This is a genomic window from Paenibacillus sp. FSL P2-0121 (assembly GCF_037975345.1).
GTDB lineage: Bacteria > Bacillota > Bacilli > Paenibacillales > Paenibacillaceae > Paenibacillus_AQ > Paenibacillus_AQ odorifer.
The window spans coordinates 3294920-3315027 of record NZ_CP150245.1 but is presented as its reverse complement, the minus strand read 5'-3'; the positions used below and the strand labels follow the sequence as shown (position 1 = coordinate 3315027).

The 20108-nt window shown below is 42.2% G+C and carries 17 protein-coding genes; 3 read left to right on the top strand and 14 right to left on the bottom strand.

Annotation, left to right across the window (positions count from 1 at the left end; all coding sequences use genetic code 11):
- Window positions 1–6 precede the first annotated feature (6 nt).
- From MKY54_RS14770 to MKY54_RS14735, 8 genes are all read right to left on the bottom strand, one after another.
- Window positions 7–729, bottom strand: a complete 723-nt coding sequence (locus MKY54_RS14770; RefSeq protein ID WP_036678376.1) for a YebC/PmpR family DNA-binding transcriptional regulator — start codon at window positions 727–729, stop codon at window positions 7–9.
- A 165-nt stretch (window positions 730–894) separates the two neighbouring features.
- The gene (locus MKY54_RS14765) at window positions 895–2022 is read right to left on the bottom strand and encodes a 5-methyltetrahydropteroyltriglutamate--homocysteine S-methyltransferase (protein ID WP_339190943.1); all 1128 of its coding nucleotides are present in this window, start codon (window positions 2020–2022) and stop codon (window positions 895–897) included.
- A 139-nt stretch (window positions 2023–2161) separates the two neighbouring features.
- Complete coding sequence (locus MKY54_RS14760) at window positions 2162–3277, bottom strand: 5-methyltetrahydropteroyltriglutamate--homocysteine S-methyltransferase (protein WP_076184511.1); 1116 nt, start codon at window positions 3275–3277, stop codon at window positions 2162–2164.
- A gap of 16 nt (window positions 3278–3293) precedes the next feature.
- Window positions 3294–4226 (bottom strand): LysR family transcriptional regulator, encoded by a 933-nt coding sequence (locus tag MKY54_RS14755; RefSeq protein ID WP_076105621.1) that lies wholly within the window; start codon window positions 4224–4226, stop codon window positions 3294–3296.
- Window positions 4227–4346: 120 nt separating this feature from the next.
- Window positions 4347–5474 (bottom strand): phosphodiester glycosidase family protein, encoded by a 1128-nt coding sequence (locus tag MKY54_RS14750; protein ID WP_076125850.1) that lies wholly within the window; start codon window positions 5472–5474, stop codon window positions 4347–4349.
- Between the two features lie 175 nt (window positions 5475–5649).
- Window positions 5650–7176, bottom strand: a complete 1527-nt coding sequence (locus tag MKY54_RS14745; RefSeq protein ID WP_339190939.1) for a TPM domain-containing protein — start codon at window positions 7174–7176, stop codon at window positions 5650–5652.
- 1227 nt (window positions 7177–8403) lie between these two features.
- The gene (gene cysK / locus MKY54_RS14740; protein ID WP_076129370.1) at window positions 8404–9336 is read right to left on the bottom strand and encodes a cysteine synthase A; all 933 of its coding nucleotides are present in this window, start codon (window positions 9334–9336) and stop codon (window positions 8404–8406) included.
- A gap of 112 nt (window positions 9337–9448) precedes the next feature.
- Complete coding sequence (locus MKY54_RS14735; RefSeq protein ID WP_076185862.1) at window positions 9449–10471, bottom strand: LacI family DNA-binding transcriptional regulator; 1023 nt, start codon at window positions 10469–10471, stop codon at window positions 9449–9451.
- 316 nt (window positions 10472–10787) lie between these two features.
- Here MKY54_RS14735 and MKY54_RS14730 point away from each other — a divergent pair, with 316 nt between their 5' ends.
- On the top strand, window positions 10788–11840 hold the full coding sequence (locus MKY54_RS14730) for a 2,3-butanediol dehydrogenase (RefSeq protein WP_076308544.1): 1053 nt from the start codon (window positions 10788–10790) through the stop codon (window positions 11838–11840).
- A gap of 628 nt (window positions 11841–12468) precedes the next feature.
- Here MKY54_RS14730 and MKY54_RS14725 read toward each other — a convergent pair.
- The gene (locus MKY54_RS14725; RefSeq protein ID WP_256716089.1) at window positions 12469–13056 is read right to left on the bottom strand and encodes a GNAT family N-acetyltransferase; all 588 of its coding nucleotides are present in this window, start codon (window positions 13054–13056) and stop codon (window positions 12469–12471) included.
- A gap of 5 nt (window positions 13057–13061) precedes the next feature.
- The gene (locus MKY54_RS14720) at window positions 13062–13742 is read right to left on the bottom strand and encodes an HAD family hydrolase (RefSeq protein ID WP_076308546.1); all 681 of its coding nucleotides are present in this window, start codon (window positions 13740–13742) and stop codon (window positions 13062–13064) included.
- Between the two features lie 129 nt (window positions 13743–13871).
- On the opposite strand from MKY54_RS14720, the gene MKY54_RS14715 reads away from it, so the two are divergent.
- Complete coding sequence (locus tag MKY54_RS14715) at window positions 13872–14366, top strand: DUF6803 family protein (RefSeq protein ID WP_076129365.1); 495 nt, start codon at window positions 13872–13874, stop codon at window positions 14364–14366.
- Window positions 14367–14444: 78 nt separating this feature from the next.
- Here the strand turns inward: MKY54_RS14715 and MKY54_RS14710 are convergent, their stop codons facing one another.
- Window positions 14445–15893, bottom strand: a complete 1449-nt coding sequence (locus MKY54_RS14710; RefSeq protein WP_076302010.1) for an MDR family MFS transporter — start codon at window positions 15891–15893, stop codon at window positions 14445–14447.
- A gap of 152 nt (window positions 15894–16045) precedes the next feature.
- Here MKY54_RS14710 and MKY54_RS14705 point away from each other — a divergent pair, with 152 nt between their 5' ends.
- On the top strand, window positions 16046–16594 hold the full coding sequence (locus tag MKY54_RS14705) for a PadR family transcriptional regulator (protein ID WP_076308547.1): 549 nt from the start codon (window positions 16046–16048) through the stop codon (window positions 16592–16594).
- 60 nt (window positions 16595–16654) lie between these two features.
- Here MKY54_RS14705 and MKY54_RS14700 read toward each other — a convergent pair whose 3' ends face one another.
- The 3 genes from MKY54_RS14700 to MKY54_RS14690 all read right to left on the bottom strand — a co-directional run bounded on the left by MKY54_RS14700 (window position 16655) and on the right by MKY54_RS14690 (window position 20045).
- A complete protein-coding gene (locus MKY54_RS14700; protein ID WP_076308548.1) occupies window positions 16655–18052 on the bottom strand; it encodes a HAMP domain-containing sensor histidine kinase in 1398 nt (465 codons plus the stop codon).
- Window positions 18049–18756 carry a response regulator transcription factor gene (locus MKY54_RS14695; RefSeq protein ID WP_175620041.1) on the bottom strand — a complete coding sequence of 236 codons (708 nt, stop codon included), beginning with the start codon at window positions 18754–18756 and terminating at the stop codon, window positions 18049–18051. Before MKY54_RS14695 ends, MKY54_RS14700 begins: the two co-directional genes overlap by 4 nt.
- Before the next feature lie 98 nt (window positions 18757–18854).
- Window positions 18855–20045 (bottom strand): cell wall-binding repeat-containing protein, encoded by a 1191-nt coding sequence (locus tag MKY54_RS14690; protein ID WP_339190932.1) that lies wholly within the window; start codon window positions 20043–20045, stop codon window positions 18855–18857.
- Between the last annotated feature and the right edge of the window lie 63 nt (window positions 20046–20108).

The window sequence follows — 20108 nt, the reverse complement described above, 5'->3', positions numbered from 1 at the left end:
CTTAAATTATTCTTCTTCTGAATCTACGTTATGATACACTTGTTGAACATCTTCCAGGTCTTCCAAAGCATCAATCAATTTCTCGAATTGAGCTTGAGCATCTTCTGGGAGTGCCACATAGTTTTGTGGAAGCATGTTTAACTCAGCAACAGTAAATTCAGTGATGCCTGCATTCTTGAATACTTCTTGCACTGCATTGAACTGATCAGGCTCTGCATAAACAATAACTGCATCATCCTCTTCCAGCACATCGCGTACATCAAGTTCTGCATCAAACATCATTTCAATTACTTCATCAGCAGTTTTACCTTCCACACCTATAACGGCCGTAGAGTCAAACATGTAAGCTACTGATCCGCTGACACCCATATTTCCGCCATTCTTACTGAAGGTTGAACGGATCAATGGAGCTGTCCGATTAACGTTATTTGTGAGCGCATCAACGATGATCATTGAACCGCTAGGTCCAAATCCTTCATAACGAAGCTCTTCATAATTTTCTTCAGCGCTACCTTTAGCCTTATCAAGCGCACGGTCAATGATCGCTTTTGGTACATTGTAAGTTTTTGCACGTTCTAATACAACTTTCAGGGCCCGGTTCGCTTCTGGATCGGGTTCACCCTTCTTTGCTGCTACATAAATCTCAACACCAAACTTTGCATAAACACGACTAGTGTTTGCGTCTTTGGAAGCTTTCTTTTCTTTAATATTATTCCACTTACGACCCATATTGTTCCCGCTCTCTTTCAACATGAATTAAAAACAATTGTTACTTATTATACCCTTCTTCGATAGCTCTAGTAAAGTGCAGTAGTAGGTTAATCCTCTAAGCTGTCACAATACAGATAGAAAAAGGCCCCTGATTCAATCAGGAGCCTGCTAATTTTTTATAGATTACTGCCAAATTTCATCTGCAATCTCTTTAATAAACTGCAGTTTATCCCATTGCTGTTGATCTGTCAGATGGTTTCCTTCTTCCGTAGAGGCAAAACCACATTGTGGGCTCAGGCACAACTGATTGATATCCACATATTGCGAAGCTTCTTTAATCCGTCCAATGATTTCTTCTTTATTCTCAAGCTCACCTGACTTCGAACTGAACAAACCTAAAACCACTTGCTGATCTTTAATAAATCTAAGGGGTGCAAAGTCTCCGGCCCGATCCGTATCGAACTCCAGATAGAAACCATCTACATCTACCGTTCCAAATAACACTTCTGCGATAGGCTCGTATCCGCCGGATGCTGCCCAAGTGGACGCGTAGTTCCCACGGCATACATGCATCGTGATAACCATATCTGCTGGATGATCTTTAATCGCTTCGTTATTTACAAATGCGTATAGCTTAGCGATTTCGTTAACATCTACACCCTCTTTTTGACGGGCTTCCCAATATCCTTTATCACAGAGCATACCCCATGTGCAGTCGTCCAATTGCAGATTACGGCAACCTGCCTCATAGAAATCGCGAATAACTTCACGATAAGCTGCAGCAATATCAGCCACAAGTTCATCCTGCTTGTCGTAAACAGCTACAGTAGTCTTTTGATTGCGCTGAAGTTCAGCAAGGAACTGCGCTGGCGAAGGAATCGTTTGGCGCGCTACTACATCATTTCCCGCTATGCTAACCAATTGTTTGTAGTCAGCGATCATTGGATGGTTAGTCCCACGGATTTTACCGGATAATTCTGCAGTTTCCGCTCTGGTCTCTACACCATTAAACAGGTAGCCCACTGGGCTGACTTTCTTTGTTACCCCTTCAAGGCCCCACATAAAATCTAAATGCCACCAGGAGCGGCGGAACTCTCCATCCGTTACACCTTTTAATCCAATCGCTTTTTGTTTTTTCACAACTCTGGCAATCTCTGTATCTTCTACCTTGCGCAATTCATCAGCGGAGATTTCATTATTTTGATATTGGACACGAGCTCTCTTAATCGTTTCCGGACGTAAGAAGCTGCCAACGATATCTACTCTGAATGGCACTTCAGTTCTTTGTTTTCCTTTTTGGATGGTACTCATAGGGGTTCGTCCTCCTTTATTGTCTGTGCTTTTCTGTTGAATTCACTATAGCACTGTACAATCAGGACAGGGTAACTCCTAAAAACTATGGCCTACCATAAGCTTACGCTATAGCAGGCCACCAAATTAGCTTATTTAATTATAACCAGACCTCTCGGGCGGTTTCGATCACAAGGCGTATTTTATCCCACTGCTCTTCTTCAGTTAGAATATTTCCTTCCTCCGTAGAAGCAAATCCACACTGAGGGCTTAGGCACAGCTTCTCAATATCTACATATTGCGCGGCTTCTTCGATTCTTGCCTTAAGCTGCTCTTTACTCTCCAGACCCCCATGTTTAGTTGTCACTAATCCCAACACTACAAATTGGTCTTTAATAAATCGTAAGGGCTCGAAATCGCCAGCTCGTTCATTATCATATTCCAAGAAAAAGGCATCAACTTTTGTATTGGAAAAAAGCACCTCGGCAACAGGCTCATAACCGCCAGCAGCGAACCAAGTGGAGCGAAAATTACCTCGGCAAACGTGCAGCGCAATGGTCATATCATGCGGACGATTCGCAATACTCTCATTGATCAGCCTAACGTAATCCTTTGCTAACTGATCGGGATCTGTACCTCTACTTCGTAAATGGGCGCGATGTCGGCCACTGCTCAGCGTTCCCCAAGTTGTGTCGTCTAACTGAAGATAACGGCAGCCTGCATCGTAAAAGGCTTGAATCGCAGTTTGGTAAACCGCGATGATATCTTGAAATAGAGTTTCCTTATCAGGGTAAACTTCATTTCCATTAAACTCCTCCACAAAGTGAAATAGGGCAGGTGAAGGGATCGTCATTTTGGGTAACCGGTCTCCCGCCATTTCCTTGAGCTTTATAAATTGCTGTAGCATGGGATGATCTTCAAAGGAAATCCGGTCAACAATTCGGAATGATTCTGCACGCTGAACCGTTTCCGCTCTTCCATTCCCTTGATTTAAGTTAATCTTTTCAGTTCCTTTAATTCCGACAAAGAAATCAAGATGCCACCAGGAACGGCGAAACTCACCATCTGTTACTGCTAATAATCCTACTTCCTTTTCTAATTCCAGTAGTTTAGCAATCTCAATATTCTCTATTTCATAAAGCTCACTACCTGTAATTTCACCATTCTCATATTGGAGGCGGGCTGCTTTAATCTCTTCCGTACGCAAGAAGCTGCCGACGATATCATAGCGAAAGGGTGGAGCATTTCTCTGGGTGCCAGTTACGGGTCTAATCATACCGATCCTCCTACAGCTATAGTAAAAAATGATTTAGATCAAAATAACTTCCGGAAACCAAGTCATTTAAGATTTCTATATACTTGGATGCCATCACACTAGGTCTACGATCTTTATGCGCAATCCAACCAACCGTGAATACTTCATTACTCTCAAATGGAATCGTCTTCAGTCCATTACCGTTCAGATCGGATGCCATGATTCCTGTACCCACTGTATAACCGTCCGTGCCCATTAATAAATTGGTCAAGGTTGCCCGGTCATTCACTTTAATATTCTTCTCAATCTGAGAAAAACTTAACATTTCCTCCGAGAAGTGAAGTGAATTGTTCTCACCCTGTTCAAAAGTAATATACGGAAAAGGTAAAATATCGTCCTGCGAGATCCTTTCCTTCTGGGCAAGCGGATGTCCAGTTCTAACATAAAGATGTGGGTCAGTATTAAAGAGTGGCGTGAATTTCAGATTACCGTCACTGAACAGCTTATTCATATGCTTATAGTTGCTCTCGTTAATATAAAGAATCCCCAAATCGCTACGGAGAGTACGCACATCTTCGATGATGTCGTAGGTTTGCGTCTCTCTCAAGCTGAAGTTGTACTCTGAGACATCACTTTGCTTCATGAGACTCACAAAAGCATCTACCACAAAAGCATAATGCTGAGTCGAAATGGAAAAATAGATTGGGCTACGCTTTTTCCCAGTATAACGATTCTCCATAAGCTCTGTTTGTTCAATGATTTGACGGGCATATCCGAGAAATTCCATTCCTTCTACAGAAATGCTGATTCCACGGTTCGTCCTTTCAAAGATGGTAATCCCAAGTTCATTTTCAAGCTCTTTAATAGCGTTGGACAGGCTCGGTTGAGAAACAAAGAGTTTCTTTGCCGCCTCATTCATGGAGCCACTATTTGCAATTTCGATAGCGTAGCGGAGCTGCTGCAACGTCACTCCTATTCCCCCTGTTCCAGACCTATTCGTACTACATTCTGTTTCATACTAGCTGATATCGTAGCATAAATACACATCTCATTCCAAGATAATCCTTATTATGTGCCCAATAACGCGTACTTATTGTGTTCTCTTTTTCCCAGCATCAATCTTGGCAGGATCTAGTCCTTTCCAGATATTTGGCATATCAACCTGTTCTGGATGCTCAAAAACTAAAAAAGCTGTAGGCAAATACCGCTCACCATATTGGGATGAGGGTTTATTCATAATCTCATTATCTTTTACTAGTACCGTAGAAGATCCACCATCCAGATTAGCCGCTATCACAGCTCCATGCTTAAGCAAAATTTGCTGCACATCATAGAGATTCGCTCCAATACTATAAGTAGGCTGTCGTCCGTCAATTACCACAAAAATAATAGCGCCATCTGCCCGCTGACCCATTGCTGTTCTAGGTGCAATCCCCCAACCTTCTGCTGCATTCTTAATCAATCCTTTGCCATTGACGATTAGCCGCGGGCTAAAAGTAACTGCCTCCTGAACCCCCATTTTACTAATCTCATCTAGCGTATAATTCCCGGCAACCATTTTTCCTTGTTTATCAAGACCAACAATCTGTGTAGATTTTTTACCGCCAAGACCGTTGTAATATAACTTACCTTGTGAGACTACAATTCCTATGGGTTTAAACCCGTTACCTTTCCAGTTCGGATCAGCGAACCCACCACCGTTAACTCCAGCGATAGCGCCTGTACGCTTCACCATACTGGTTACTTTTTCACCTGAACCAATCTTATTAGGTATTCCTAGTCGGACTTTGGTTGGATCATTAACAATCATTACATATCCGGTATAGCCACTGCCTGAGACATTCTCAATCTCGACAAGCGGCTTCTCTACCACCTCAGGTTCGGGAGCGATCGTATGTGTATCTATTTCGTCCCCCATCTCTTCAAAGCGGGCGGTATATTCGGTTACCCGGTCCTTCAGTTGATCTTCACCTATAATATATTTAGCCATATAGCGATGTTGTGTTGTAATTAACGTATCTGCGATTGTATAACGTAAGTTCTGAGCCGAGGGTGCAAAATAAAGCCATCCACCAGCAGCGATCATTAAGAATAAGCAGAATAAAAAAACTTTGGATAAGGTGCGAAAAAAACTCCGTTTCTTCCGCTTTTTTATTGGTTTCTTTACAGGTTTCTTATTGCGTGCATTGGAACGTTGAGGTAATGATGAAGTGCTCACTTCTGAGTATTCCTCCCTAAATATTACTAATTTGATAATATGTACAACTCGTCCTTATCATAGACGATGATTTTCGTTAAAAGTTTCTGTTTGAGTAATAGTCAGCATTCAAAAACAAAAAAACGAGCAGGTTTCCAATATCTTGGCTACCTGCTCATCTAAAGCTAAACAAAATCTAATGTCTTCCTACTCCACCGCCGCTGCTAGCGCTACCGCCGCCGCCTGATGAGCCACCACCGCCGGAATAACCGCCACCACCTGATGAGCCTCTATCATCATCTGAGTAGCTGCGGCTGGATGAGCTTGAAGAATGTCTTCCTGCTCCTCCACCACTGCTGGAACCTCCACCACCATGGTTCTCGTTGCTTGAGGAATACCGTCCTGCACCGCCACCGTTAGTAGAGCCTCCGCCACCACTGTTTCCCCAGAAACTTGATTGCGAATTGTTTGTATTCCTATGGTGGTGATGATAATAACGTCTGTGCCAGCGTCTGCCATAACCGTAATCCGCTTGACCATGCCAAGGACCATAACGGCGTATATTCCTTTGGCTATATGGATTAAATGGCAAACCATACATTTCTATATATCTATTGCGTCGTGAAGCAGTAAATCCAAATAAGATAAGCGAACCAAAAATCGCTGAGAAAATTAGAAAAGCCTTGCTTTTACTAACCGCCTCACCTCCACTTGTAGCTGTAGTAGAGGAAGAACCAGAGTTCGTTGTAGTTCCAGGATTAACATTGTTTCCGTTGTTTCCAGTAACTCCTTGCGGATGATCCGCTCTCGCTAACAAGAAACTGTAGAACGAATTAACTGTCGTTGTAGCTCCCGTACCGTAATCTTTTTTCACAAATTGGGGTTCAAGCACGGTATTTAAAATATTACTAATAGCCTCATTGGTTAAAACCTTGTCGATATCCTTGCCTTGTAGAACATGATAGTTGTCTCCGCCTATGTCCAATACCAGCATAACATCCTTAGGACCCGCACCTACCGAAGCAAACTTCATATAAGTATAGTCCTGCAATGTTTTATCTCCAGCATTTTTTACGGTGACCACATAAATTCCACTTCCGGTTGTTGTTTTATATCTGTTGCTGGAATCGTTCAGATAGTCTTTAGTTACTTTTTTGAGCACACCCGCATTATCGGATACGTAATTTTTGGTGCCAACATTTTCTGCCCAAGTGCCACCCATAGCTTGAATAAAAGCTCCATACGTCTTCCTAGCACCATTACTGTATGTTTTAGCTGCGAAATCCGGCTCAAGATATTGTGAAAGAATCTCTTTAATCTTACTGTTAGGCAATGATTCCTCTATACCTTTACCTTGTACCGCCCAATAATCATCATCTTTTATAGAGAGCAGCAGCAGGAGACCATTATTTTTATCCGCAGCCCCCACACCCCAGCTATTGAAAAGCGATTTTGCATACTCTTCCATCGAAACCCCTTCAGTTGAATCCACAGTTACAAGCACAACTTGAGCTCCAGTAGCCTGATGTAATCGAATGCCGTAGTTCACCATGTAATTCTCTGCTTTCTCGTCAATCACATTCGCAAAATCATTCACATAAAATGACCCTGTATGCTTAGGTACAGCAGTTTTGGCTAAACTTACAGCCGGCAAAAGCAATACACTTAACAATAAGGCAGCAAGTGTGGTATGTAGCAGTATTTTTAGAGTTCTCGTGTTCATATGTACCTCCTGATCTATCATTATCTCTCTTATTTATCGGTTACGCGCGGTTAGCGGAATAGTTCCATTTTATTCTAAACTGGAAATTACACAACAGGAAAAAACGCTTAGAGTTTGTGAGGCGGGTGATTTGAGGCGTGCAAGTCGCTTTAGGGGCAATCATCGTGTTGTGTTGATGGATCACACTCAAGATCATTGGAGATTTGGAATTCCCTACTGAGATAACATACTTTTCGCCGATTCATCGGACTCAGGAGACGTTATTCTGTTTATTTGAGCGTTTGCGGCAGACTATCGGACTCAGTTGCAGCTATTTACTCAAAACCACACTGTTTATCCACAAATGTTGGCCAATAAGTGCTATACAGTCCGATAACGCAGCAAAATGAGATTAAATGGCGAAATAGCTGCAATACGGTCCGTAACACACTGAACTCTCTTAGCTACTTGAGATAATGGGAGTTTTGGAATCCCCTGCTGGATAACACACTTTTCGCCGATGGATCGGACTCAGGAGTCGTTATTTTGTTCATTTGCGGGTTTGCGGCAGGCTATCGGACTCAGTTGCAGCTATTTACTTAAAACCACACCACTTATCCGCAAATGTTGGCCAATAAGTGCTATACAGTCCGATACCTCGGCAAAATGAGCTGAAATGCTGAAATAGCTGCAATACGGTCCGTAACACACTGAACTCTCTTAGTTACTTGAAATAATGGGAGTTTTGGATCCTTCTTAAACTTCTTAGTTACTTGAGGTACATTGGAGTTTTGGAATCCTGCTACTGGATAACACACTTTTCGCCGATTCATCGGACTCAGGAGACGTTATTCTGTTTATTTGAGCGTTTGCGGCAGGCTATCGGACTCAGTTGCAGCTATTTGCTCAAAACCACACCACTTATCCGCAAATGTTGGCCAATAAGTGCTATTCAGTCCGATAACGCAGCAAAATGAGATTAAATGGCGAAATAGCTGCAATACGGTCCGTAACACACTGAACTTCCTTAGCTACTGAGAAAAATGGGGTTTTGGAATCCCCCTTAAACTTCTTAGCTACTTGAAATAATGGGAGTTTTTGAATCCCTCTTAAACTTCTTAGTTACTTGAGGTACCCGTTATCTGGAGATATACAGCCAATACTCCAACAACAAAAAGGCTCAGCCTATAGCTGAACCTTTTACTTGCTTTTTAAAGCCGATTCCTTGGATCTAGCGCTCATGTTCCGTTAAAAATCAAACAGCGTAGTGGTTAAGTAACGTTCACCGGTATCCGGCAGAATCACCACGATGGTCTTGTCCTTATTCTCAGGACGCTTAGCGATTTGTGTAGCTGCGTAAACAGCTGCTCCGGAGGAGATACCCACCAGCAATCCTTCTGTTCGCGCAAGTGCACGTGATACGCTATAGGCATCATCATTTTTCACCTGAAAAATCTCATCCACTACTTCATTATCGTAATTCTCAGGAATAAAGTTTGCTCCAATGCCCTGAATCCCATGTCCCTTAGGACGGCCTCCTGATAAAACAGGAGAGTCAAACGGCTCGATGGCGACAATTTGGACTGCGGGGTTCTTTTCTTTCAACGCTTTCCCAACACCCGAGATAGTGCCTCCAGAACCAACACCCGCTATGAAAATATCAACATCTCCATCGGTATCCCGCCAAATCTCCTCTGCTGTAGTCGTTCTGTGTATTTCCGGGTTCGCAGGATTGCTGAATTGTTGGGGAATAAATGAATTTGGAATTTCCGCAGCTAATTGTTCTGCCTTTCTTACAGCTCCGCTCATTCCTTCAGTTCCCGGTGTTAACACAAGCTCAGCACCTAATGCCAGCATTAATTTACGGCGTTCAATACTAAATGTATCTGGTAGGACGATGATCAGTGAATACCCTAAGCTAGCAGCTGCAAAAGCAAGTCCTATCCCAGTGTTTCCACTAGTAGGCTCAATAATGACAGAATCTTTATTAATGAGACCTCTCTCTTCCGCATCTTTGATCATTGCATATCCAATACGATCTTTAACACTACCTGCAGGATTAAAAGATTCCAGCTTGGCAAGAACCCTTGCTTCTACGTTTTGGGTTTTACTATACTTTGAAATCTCTAATAACGGTGTATTTCCGATCAGATCGGTTAAGCTCTTATAAATATTAGCCATAATGATCCGCACCTCATTTCTTAATTTCCAATCAAATTACTCTGTATTAAGTCTAGCAGGATTTAAAGGATTTACAACCTATTCATTCTTAGTAGTCGCAAACTTGAGGCCTTTAATTCGTACTACGTCTAACCGAAACACTTGACTCTCGCACGATTAATCGCGGATCAAGCTGCACCCTTTGATACTCCCCGGTAATATTATCCTGAATACGTTGCAAAAGAAGCTGTGTGGCTAATCGTGCCACTTCATTCCCCATGATGGAAACTGAACTAATCTGAGGCGTTGTGATAGTTGTCCATGCGTTATTATCTACCCCAACCACCGCCACATCTTCAGGAACACGTACGCCTAATTCTTTAAACCGATTCACAATACCTATGGCCACCATGTCATTCACTGCATAAATAGCGTCTGGCATATGCGTCAGGCTGTAGAAATAGTCAGCGGCTTGTAGTCCAGTTTGCAAGGAAAAGTCTTCGCCAAAATAAACAAGCGAAATATCCACTTGATTTAAAGCTTGCTGATAAGCAAGATAACGATCTTCAATAAGATCTTTTTGTGCCCCTGCATATGCAATTCTAGAACGACCGATATTAATTAAATGCTCCATCACTAATTGTCCTTCAAAACGTGACAAACTAACGACGTCAGCTTTCACATTTTCTGTGATTCTTTTCCCGTAGTTAATGATGGAGACCGGAACACTCGATTTATTAATTAACTCTACCATGGTCTTTGGATAAGCAAGAGGCATGATAATGAGTCCATCTACATGTAATTTTTTGACCTCACGAATCGTTTCGAGCTCAGTGCGCGGGTTGCCAGAAGTATTAATTTGAATTACCCGATAGCTATGTTGTTTGGCGGCTTGCTCTACGGACCAGGCGATATCCGGAATAATTGCGTTGCGAATGTCAGGAACGGCCAGAGCAATTTGCTTCGTTTGGCGGATTTTGAGGCTTTGCGCAGAGGTATTTGGAGTGAAACCCATCTCCTCAATCACTTGCAGTACCAGCGCCTTGGTCTTGGAACTAATTCCCTCTGAATTATTAATGGCTCTTGAGACAGTAGCAATACCTACCCCCGCCCGTTTCGCTACATCCTCTATGGTTACTTTGTTTTTATTAGCCACTCTGATAGTCCCCTTATTTCCGGAATCGTTTTCGTATTTATCTCTATTCCACTCATCTAAAATCAAAATTCCAATGTATAGATTATAACATAATAGTACATAGAAGAATACTTATCTCAGCTGCCACTGTGAGCCTAAAGGCTTGATATAACTCTATTTTAGTGAAAAATTTCACTAATTTTCAATATTAATATTTTCAATATTTAAATTTGACAATATGAAAATTATGTGACATATTTGTTCTCGGAAACGTTTCCTCTTTTCCAGAAATAAAATACTATTTATTATTTAATTATTAATCTAGGAGATGAATGATATGCAAGCATTAAGATGGCATAACGTCAAAGATCTACGGTTAGAAAAGATTGAAGAACCAGCAGCCCTTGAAGGAAAAGTGAAAATCAAAATCGAATGGTGCGGAATTTGTGGCAGCGATCTTCACGAATATGTAGCCGGTCCTATTTTCATTCCCCAAGGAACAGATCATCCCCTTACTGGTGAAAAAGCTCCAGTCGTAATGGGACATGAATTCTCTGGACAAATCGTAGAAGTAGGTCAAGGCGTTAGCAAGTTTAATGTTGGTGATCGCGTCGTCGTAGAGCCTGTTTTTGCATGTGGTGAATGTGTGGCTTGTCGACAAGGTAAATATAATCTTTGTGAAAAAATGGGCTTCCTAGGTTTGGCTGGTGGTGGCGGTGGATTCTCAGAATACGTCGCAGCAGACCAACATATGGTGCACAAAATTCCAGACAGCTTATCCTATGAACAAGGTGCTCTCGTGGAACCTTCTGCCGTTGCTCTACACGCTGTTCGTTCCAGTCAACTGAAGGTTGGAGATAAAGCTGTAGTATTCGGTGCTGGCCCAATCGGTTTGCTGGTCATTGAAGCTTTGAAAGCATCCGGCGCAGCTGAAATCTATGTAGTAGAACTTTCCGAGGAACGTAAGAGTAAAGCTGAAGAGCTTGGTGGTATTGTAATCGATCCTAAACAATATGATGTGGTCGAAGAAATTCAAAAACGTACCGATGGTGGCGTAGATGTTGCGTTTGAAGTGACAGGTGTACCTCCCGTTCTAACCCAAGCCATTAATTCCACTAAATTGAGTGGACAAATCATGATCGTTAGTATTTTCGAAAAAGATGCTACGATTACTCCAAACAATATCGTACTTAAAGAACGCAACTTAACTGGTATCATTGGTTACCGTGATGTTTTCCCAGCTGTAATTAGCTTGATGGAACAAGGGTACTTCCCTGCTGAAAAACTTGTTACTAAGAGAATTAAACTGAATGAAGTGATTGATCACGGGTTTGAGGCTCTTTTGAAAGAAAAAAATCAAGTGAAAATCCTTGTAAGTCCTAAACAATAACCATAAGCAGCCTATTGGCTGAATCATAAAAGAAGGCGCTGCTCCAAGCAGCTCTTTCTAGAATTTGTAGCGGTCTCTGTTATTAAAAAAAACCAGGCAGCGATTCTCCGGGATTGGAGTATCACTGCCTGGTGTTTTTGATCTGTGGGGGGTGTTTAAGCAAATTTATGGGCAAATCCTTATACGCTCTGGCTTAACTCGCTTAATCATCCGCTGATCCACCAAGTATATTCATCCTCACTAAGCAGGAGTTGCAAGTCTGATGCCTTGAAGAAATCCTTTCAGACAGAACGTAGCTTCCGGTGCATTCCCTCTTGGTATACACTTCTGGTACCGAAATTAAAGGATTCGAATGAGATAATGGAGAGTGATATAGGGTAAATGTGAAATAACTGCATTCTGTACACTTATTCCGTATGCAAAAGTAACTATTCTTGTTTTAATTGTATTCTGTACAATTAAAACCCTGAAAATCCACCTATAAGGAATTAAATGAGGAATATAGATGTACTAAATACAGTTATATCTATACCCCGACCAATTAAGGAATTATAGTTGTACAAAATACAATTAAACACTCACTCTGCTTTAACAAATTGCTTCCGTCGCCACTCTGATTCATCTATACTTATGCGTATTTATCATTTATCAAATAATGCAGATTCTCTTTTACAGCAGGCCATTCGGTATCCAATATGCTAAAGACCACATTATCATGAATCGATCCGTCAGACTTGATTCTATGCTTACGCAGAACCCCTTCTTTAACCGCCCCTATTCGTTCTACTGCTCTTTGTGACCTCAAGTTGTTCGCGACCACTGTAAATTCTACGCGGATCAGCTTTAGTTCTTCAAAACAATAGTGTAGCAGCAGCGACTTGCCTTCTGTGTTCACACTAGTTCTCCAATAGTCTGGTGAGATCCAGGTACATCCAATTTCAGCGTTACGATGAACCAAATCCGGATGCATAATACGAGTGGTTCCGATAATTCGCTCCGTTGCTTTATCAATGATAGTAAAGGTAATTTGTGAACCGTTCTTTTGATTCGCTAAAGCTGTTGAGATTAATCCTTGCACCTGCTCGTCCGACGTTATTTTTCGCCAGGTAAATTCCCAGATGTCTGGATTTCTTAACACTCTCGCCAATCCTTCTGCATGACTTTCATCTATTGGAACCAGCTTAATCGATTTCCCGTCAAGTATTTGAGTATTCATAACACTCATTTGGTACACCGTTCTCTCAATGAAATATGCTGAATGATATCTGCAATTTCTTCCACACGAAAGGCGATATGGTCTGCTCCGGCTTGTTCAAGCTCTTCCTTGGAACCATAACCAAAAGTCACTCCAATGGATGCAACACTACAGCCAATAGCACCGATGATATCATGCTTACGATCTCCTATCATTACCGCTTCCTCTGGATGTATGTCATTCTCATCAAGCACGTACTGAATAACCTCTTGCTTCTTAGAACGGGTACCGTCCAGATTACTTCCTCCGATATGTTTGAAATAATGATCGAGCTTATAATGCTCAAGAATCTGTGCTGCAAAAACAGTCGGTTTGGAGGTTGCTACATACAATGAGTATCCATTCGTCTTAAGTCCCTCCAGCAATTGGGGTATACCTTCAATCACCTTATTCTCAAATAATCCCGTGGCACTGTAACGCTCCCGGTAAAAAGCAACCGCTTGAAGCGCTTGTTCCTCAGTGAAATGGTGCAGCTCGATAAATGAATCATATAACGGAGGACCTATGTAAGGAAGAAGCTCATCCAAATGCTCGATCTGTATATCAAATTTGTTCAAAGCGTATTCTACGCTTTTGGTGATGCCTTCTTTGGGGTCTGTTAAAGTACCATCTAAATCAAATAAAATGTTTTGTAATCCTCTTCCCACGGTTGTCTTGCTCCCCTCGACTGTTATTATTGCATATATTTATCATACCTTCGTTTCCACATACTTTCCACATACTTCTCGAATACGATAAGTAACTGAAGCTATTACATATTATCGGAGGAGTATCTTATGAACATGACGCATTACATGTCTTTGCTAGCGGACAACCAGCCTTGGAATTTGATTATATTCATGGCCATCCCCGTGATTTTTGCTGAGACGATTACCATTACAGAGTTTATTATTTTGTTCACCAAGAATCTAACAGGCCCACTACGATCCTTCAACAAAGTCTGCAGCATACTCGCAGGGATATATTTCACAGGTGTATTCCTCTACTTGTTCCCAACTGCGTTTATTCCTTTGTCTGTGAATGGGGAATGGCACACATGGGTTGATATCGTAGCCGTGGGCTTCTATTTAAGCGGAGTACTCTTCTTATTGCCACTGGCTTTGTTAGATCTTGGTCTGATTGCCCGTAAACGATCGGAAGAGCACAAGATGAAGCTGCATTTTCTGCTTATTAGTGGATTCTTGGTCGTGGCGCATATCGCGATGATATTCGGGATGATTAATCCGGAAATTGTAGGGAGTATGGGTGGAATGGGCGATATGATGCATTAAAGTTTATTAACAAAACGTAATCTAAGACAAAAAGCAGATCAAGGATAAAACCTCGATCTGCTTTTTGGATCGTACCGGTTATCCTGCGTTTTGTACAGTTACCACAGTACGCTTCTTGCGTAATAAAAACATCAGTGGAAATCCAAACAACACAATAATGGAACCTACCACAAAAACATCATTCACACCCATCGTGAACGATAGCAAACGTATCGAATCTGTATTACTTGCACCGGAGCTGATCAACTCTTTAGAGTGGAGTAAGGATCTACTCGACAGCAGTGAGGTGAATACTGCAATCCCAAGTGAGCTTAACACATTGCGAACCCAGTTGTTGATCGACGTAGCATGCCCAGACCATTCGACAGGAATTTCCTCCATTGAGGCTGTACTGCTTGGAACATTGGCTAGTCCAATGCCGAGATTACGAACGACCATCGCCCACATAATAAAGCTATAAGATATGTTCGTTTGCAGCCGACTAAGCATGAATAAACCGATGAATATAAATAAAATTCCCGCAGAAATCAACTTCACAGGTCCGAACTTTGGATACAGCTTACCTACGATTGGACTCAGTAAGGCAAGGAGGATCGAGGACGGCAATAAAATCAGCCCTGTTTTAAGCGTTGTAGCCCCTTCTACCGTTTGTAAGAACAAAGGGGTTAAATAGGTTCCGGCATACATCGCAATCGTAACTAAACTATAGATACTAAGCATGGCGGTAAAACGGCGATTACGGAATACACGCAAATTCAGCAGAGGTACCTCCGCCTTCAGCTCGCGCAAAACAAACAAAACTAACAATACAACTCCCAAAAGGATTAACGATAAGGTTTTCCACGAAGTCCATCCCCAGCTATTGCCTTGGCTAAATGCAGTTAATAATGATAAACTACCGAGGACAACGGTAAGGAAACCAGGAATATCAAATGACTTCGGAATATTCATTCGATAATATGGAATTAACGTTAGGGTTAGAATAACAGCTATGATTCCAATAGGGATGTTAATTAAGAATAACCAATGCCAGCTGGCATATTGGAGCAGCCACCCGCTAAACGTTGGTCCTATGGCTGGCGCGACCATCGCGGATAACGACCAGAGGCTTACTGCAAAAGGTCTGCGTTCTCCCGGTATTACTTGAAATATGATGGTCATTGTACAAGCCATGATGAGACCGCTACACGAACCCTGTAGCATCCGAAATACAATTAATGATGTTGGATCCCATGCTAAAGCACAAAGCAAAGAGAACATGGTGAATCCCATCAAGGCGAAAAGATAAAGCCTTTTGTAGCTGAATCTTCCTCCGAGATATCCGGCGAGTGGTGCGGTTACTCCTGTCGCCAGCATAAAACCGGTGACCATCCATTGCATGGTGTTCAGACTCGTATTGAAATGATCCATTAAAAGAGGAACAGCAATGTTGATCGTCGTTGTACTTAAGACAGAGACGAAATTTCCGAAGAATATGGCAATCATGATCGGCCAAAAATGTATTTTGCTTGCTTGATTTTCTTCCATGCTTCCCCTCCTCATTTTTTTTATATGTCTACTTTTACATATATAAGGTGACTTGAATAATGTTATAATCGTATGATCAATATGTCAATGATGACATATCCCCGAAAAATTCAATGAAAACGGATTTATAATAACTGGAGGGCTTTATAGTAATGAATACACTGTCTTATGGACTTCTAGCTTTACTTAGCGCTAACTCATTGTCTGGATATGAATTAACTCAGAATATCAAGCCGCTCTGGCGTGCTGGACATAGTCAAATCTACCCTCTATTAATGAGCATGGAGCAGCAAGGTTATATCACCTTTAAGCTCATTGAACAGACCGATAAACCGGATAAAAAAGAATACTCCATTACGAAAGCAGGACTGGAGCAATTGCGGCAATGGGTGGAAACTACTGCAGAGCCTCCGGTGCTACGGGATGAGCTGCATTTTAAGCTGTATAGCTTATGGCTATCCAACCCGGAAGAAGCCAAGGACCTATTGCTAAAACGTGCAGAGTTTTGTAAAAGTGAGCTGGAGCGATACAAGGTTTTGCTCAAAGCAAACGAAGTCTTGCGTGATGAACGCGGTGAGACTCGTGAGTTAAAAGCCACCACTTTTGGACGTTATTTACTGATCCGCAAACGTGTGCTTGATATGGAGAGCTCTATACAATTCTGCGAATGGGCACTTGAAGAGCTTGAGTCGAATCAATAACATTATAAACAAGCAAAAAAGAGACCTCATTTTGTATCGGAAGTCTCTTTTTACTTACATTTATTCGGATTTAGATAAATTCAATAGTTGCACCTCGCAACGAATACCCGCTCCAGGCTGACTCATCATTCGAATCTTGCCTCCATGCAATTCCACCAGCTTTTTAACAATGGAAAGTCCCAGACCTGAACCTCCGTATTGTCTTGAACGTGATTTCTCTACCCGGTAGAAACGTTCGAAGATATAGGGAAGCTCTTCCTCAGGAATACCTATTCCTGTATCTTCAACTATTAGAGTTGCAGCATCCGCTGTAAATTCCACATGAACAATAATCTCGCCTTCATCCGTATAACGAATTGCATTTTCCAGAAGGTTCATTATAATCTGTTCCATACGTTTTTGATCTCCACGGATCATATACGCATCTCCGCTAAGCTGAAGCTTCAGCTGTAACCCCTTCTCTTTTGCTTTCAGTTCAACTCTGCGCACGGCTTGTTCCGTTAGCTGACTGAGATCGATCCACTCTTGGGTAAGTGTAACCTTTCCTTCCTCCATCTTTGCCAGTTCAAATAAATCATCCACCAGATGCTGGAGCCGATGTGCTTCCTGATGAATGATATCCAAGTATAGATCCCTTTCCCCCTCGGTCTCGTAAAGCCCATCTTTTATAACCTTGGTGTACCCCTCCAAATATGTAATGGGCGTTCTCAGCTCATGTGAGATATTTGCCAGAAATTCCTGCCTTGTATCCCTGTATCGTTGTAGATCGACAGCCAGATCATTTATGGCCGCAGCCAAAAAACCAATCTCATCGGTACTACGTATAGAAAGTCTCGTTTCCAGCTCGCCAGCCGCGATTTTCCGGGTTGCCTTTTGCATCTTGATCAGAGGTCTAGACAAAATCATGGCGATCACACCAGTGATCCCTAAAGCCAATATAAAAGCCCCCATTCCTGCAATCAGCAGGAGGTTCCGGATGGAAGCCAAAGATTGCTTCATACTCTCTGTAGAGGACATTACATAAAGTGCAGACTGAGTTGTATCCCCCTCCATTATTGGTTTTCCAATGATAAAATAAGAATATCCAGCAGGATCTTTATACTCAAAATCAACACTTTTCCCAGCGAAAATCCTACTAACATCCGAAGCATGGATGAATGAACGATCCAAACGATCATGTACACCCGAGTGGAGTATCACATTGCCATCCTTTGAGATATTAAAGATACTGACATCCGAAAATTCTGCAAAGGTACTCATCATCTGCTCGTTTGAACTATCCTGCGATTCCGCCATTCCAATAAAATGTGAGGTGAGTTCCTCCGTCTCTTTTTGCATCTCGTTGTAATAGAAGCTTGTAAACATCCGCTCTATAGTAATTCCAAGAACAAGCAAAACAACCACAAAAACAGACATAATAACAAAACCGAGCTTAAGTCCGATGATGTTATTTTTCATACCTGATTACCGGGAGCATGAAATTTATAACCTAATCCCCACACCGTCTGAACCGGATTATAGGCTAGGCCTGCTTTATGTAGTTTCTCGCGGATATTCTTAATATGAGTGTCAATAACACGATTCTCCCCCTCATAATTATTCCCCCATAATCGCTCCACCAGTTCTTCTCTCGTAAAAACCCGGGTAGTGTTTTGCGCCAAAGTGGCCAGTAGATCAAACTCCTTGAGCGTGAATTCAATGGATGTATCCTGAATATGTACCTCCCTAGCTTCTGGGTATATTTTAAAATCAGGGTATGTGAGCACCTTTTCCTGAGGTTGTTGAACAAAAGTAAGTGTTGAACGCCGCAGCAGAGAATAAATCCTAGCCACTAATTCTTCCGGCTCAAACGGTTTAGTAAGATAATCATCTGCGCCTATACCGAGACCACGTACCTTATCCTTGGTTTCAGAACGTGCGGTTAGCATTAGAATTGGGATAGAGCTTGACTCCCTCACCAGCTTGCAGACCTGCCAGCCATCCATATCCGGCATCATCACATCCAGCAAGATTAGGTCAAAGCTGTGTTGTTTCAACAGTTGGAGTGCCTCATGACCCGTTGACGCCTCTTTTGTAGACATCCCTTCTTTACTTAAATAAATCCGCAATAAATTCCGCATGTTCCATTCATCATCTACGATCAGTATCTGTAGCTTATTCAAGCCGTTCACCCTCTTTATGACCTAGTTCTTCTCATTATACAAAAAAAACACAGAACAAGCCGACATCATCCCTAAATGATGCCAGCCTCTGATGATGGTTAGTGACCGGAATGCGGATTGCCTCCTGCAGCAGGTGAGATTTCTAGCATGTCATCGATTTCACTTTGTGCTCGCTCATTTATTGTAAGGTTATCCCCACTTATCCAAGCATGATTGTAAGGACCTTCTGCTGGTGAATCTTGAAATTTAGGTTGAAGCTCCATCATATACTCCATTACTGAATCTGGCAGCCCGTCTTTTTCCGTAAAAATAAGCGGCGCATGTTTCCCCAAATGAGAAAAAGGCGCAGCGGCGATAGCGAGCATCGTTGAATCCGTGGTTAACAAAGACAGGTTATGACCGGGTGCATTGATTCCCCAGCCGAATCCGTTATTGGCATCCTTAAAACTTGCAAAAGCTATAGCGTTCTTAAAAACATCTTCTCCAGCTATACGGAGAACTGTTCCGTATTCTTTTAATTGCTTTTCTACATCTGCTGAGACAATGTCTTCTGGTCCTAGGATGTAAATGGTTGCGCTACCTCCACGTTCTTTTAAAGCCTCGACCGTTGAGTTAGGAATTTCGTCTTTGGTTACAAAGAGAAGAGGTTCAGGCATATGTGCGATCCAATTCACTGCTGGCAACGTGTACTCAGGGCTATCCATAGAACCAATAATGACCGACTTTGGAAGTTCATCCGCTACTTTGGCGTAATAAGTATCTATAGCCTGAGCTACTGCCGCTGGCTCATCCCCTTCTATCCGGTCTACTTTTAAATCAATGGCCTTAAATTGTTGTTCGACATTGGATGCCATAGGCCCAACAAGCACTACCTGAACCCCTTTATTGCCTTCAGCACCTATTGGATTCAGTCGCTTAAGTTCAGCGAGAGTAACCTCAGGAACCCCTTCTTTTGTGGTATACAGTACAGGCCCATTACTGGGATGATGAATCAAATCTGCACTAACTGCGGCGATCTGCCAATTACTCACATCCGTCAAAACTACACTTGAAGGTCTATTATTCTTTGTTTGCGCAGTCCATAAAGTCTGAGAAACTAACACTGCGGCTTGAATCGGATCTGAAGTGTTAATACGAGTAGTATTCTTCGTAGCTATCCATGGTTGCTCCACCGTTGCAGAACTAGCTTGCGAATTAACCTTAGATGGAACATTATTGCCTGATTGGCAGCTTGTTAACACTGTACTCAAAAGCAAACTAACGGCAACAAATGGTATGATTTTTTTCATCCTAAACCCTCCTGTGTGATGTTCTCGCTTGATTTAGAGTAGTTTAGTCTACAAATGTGTGGA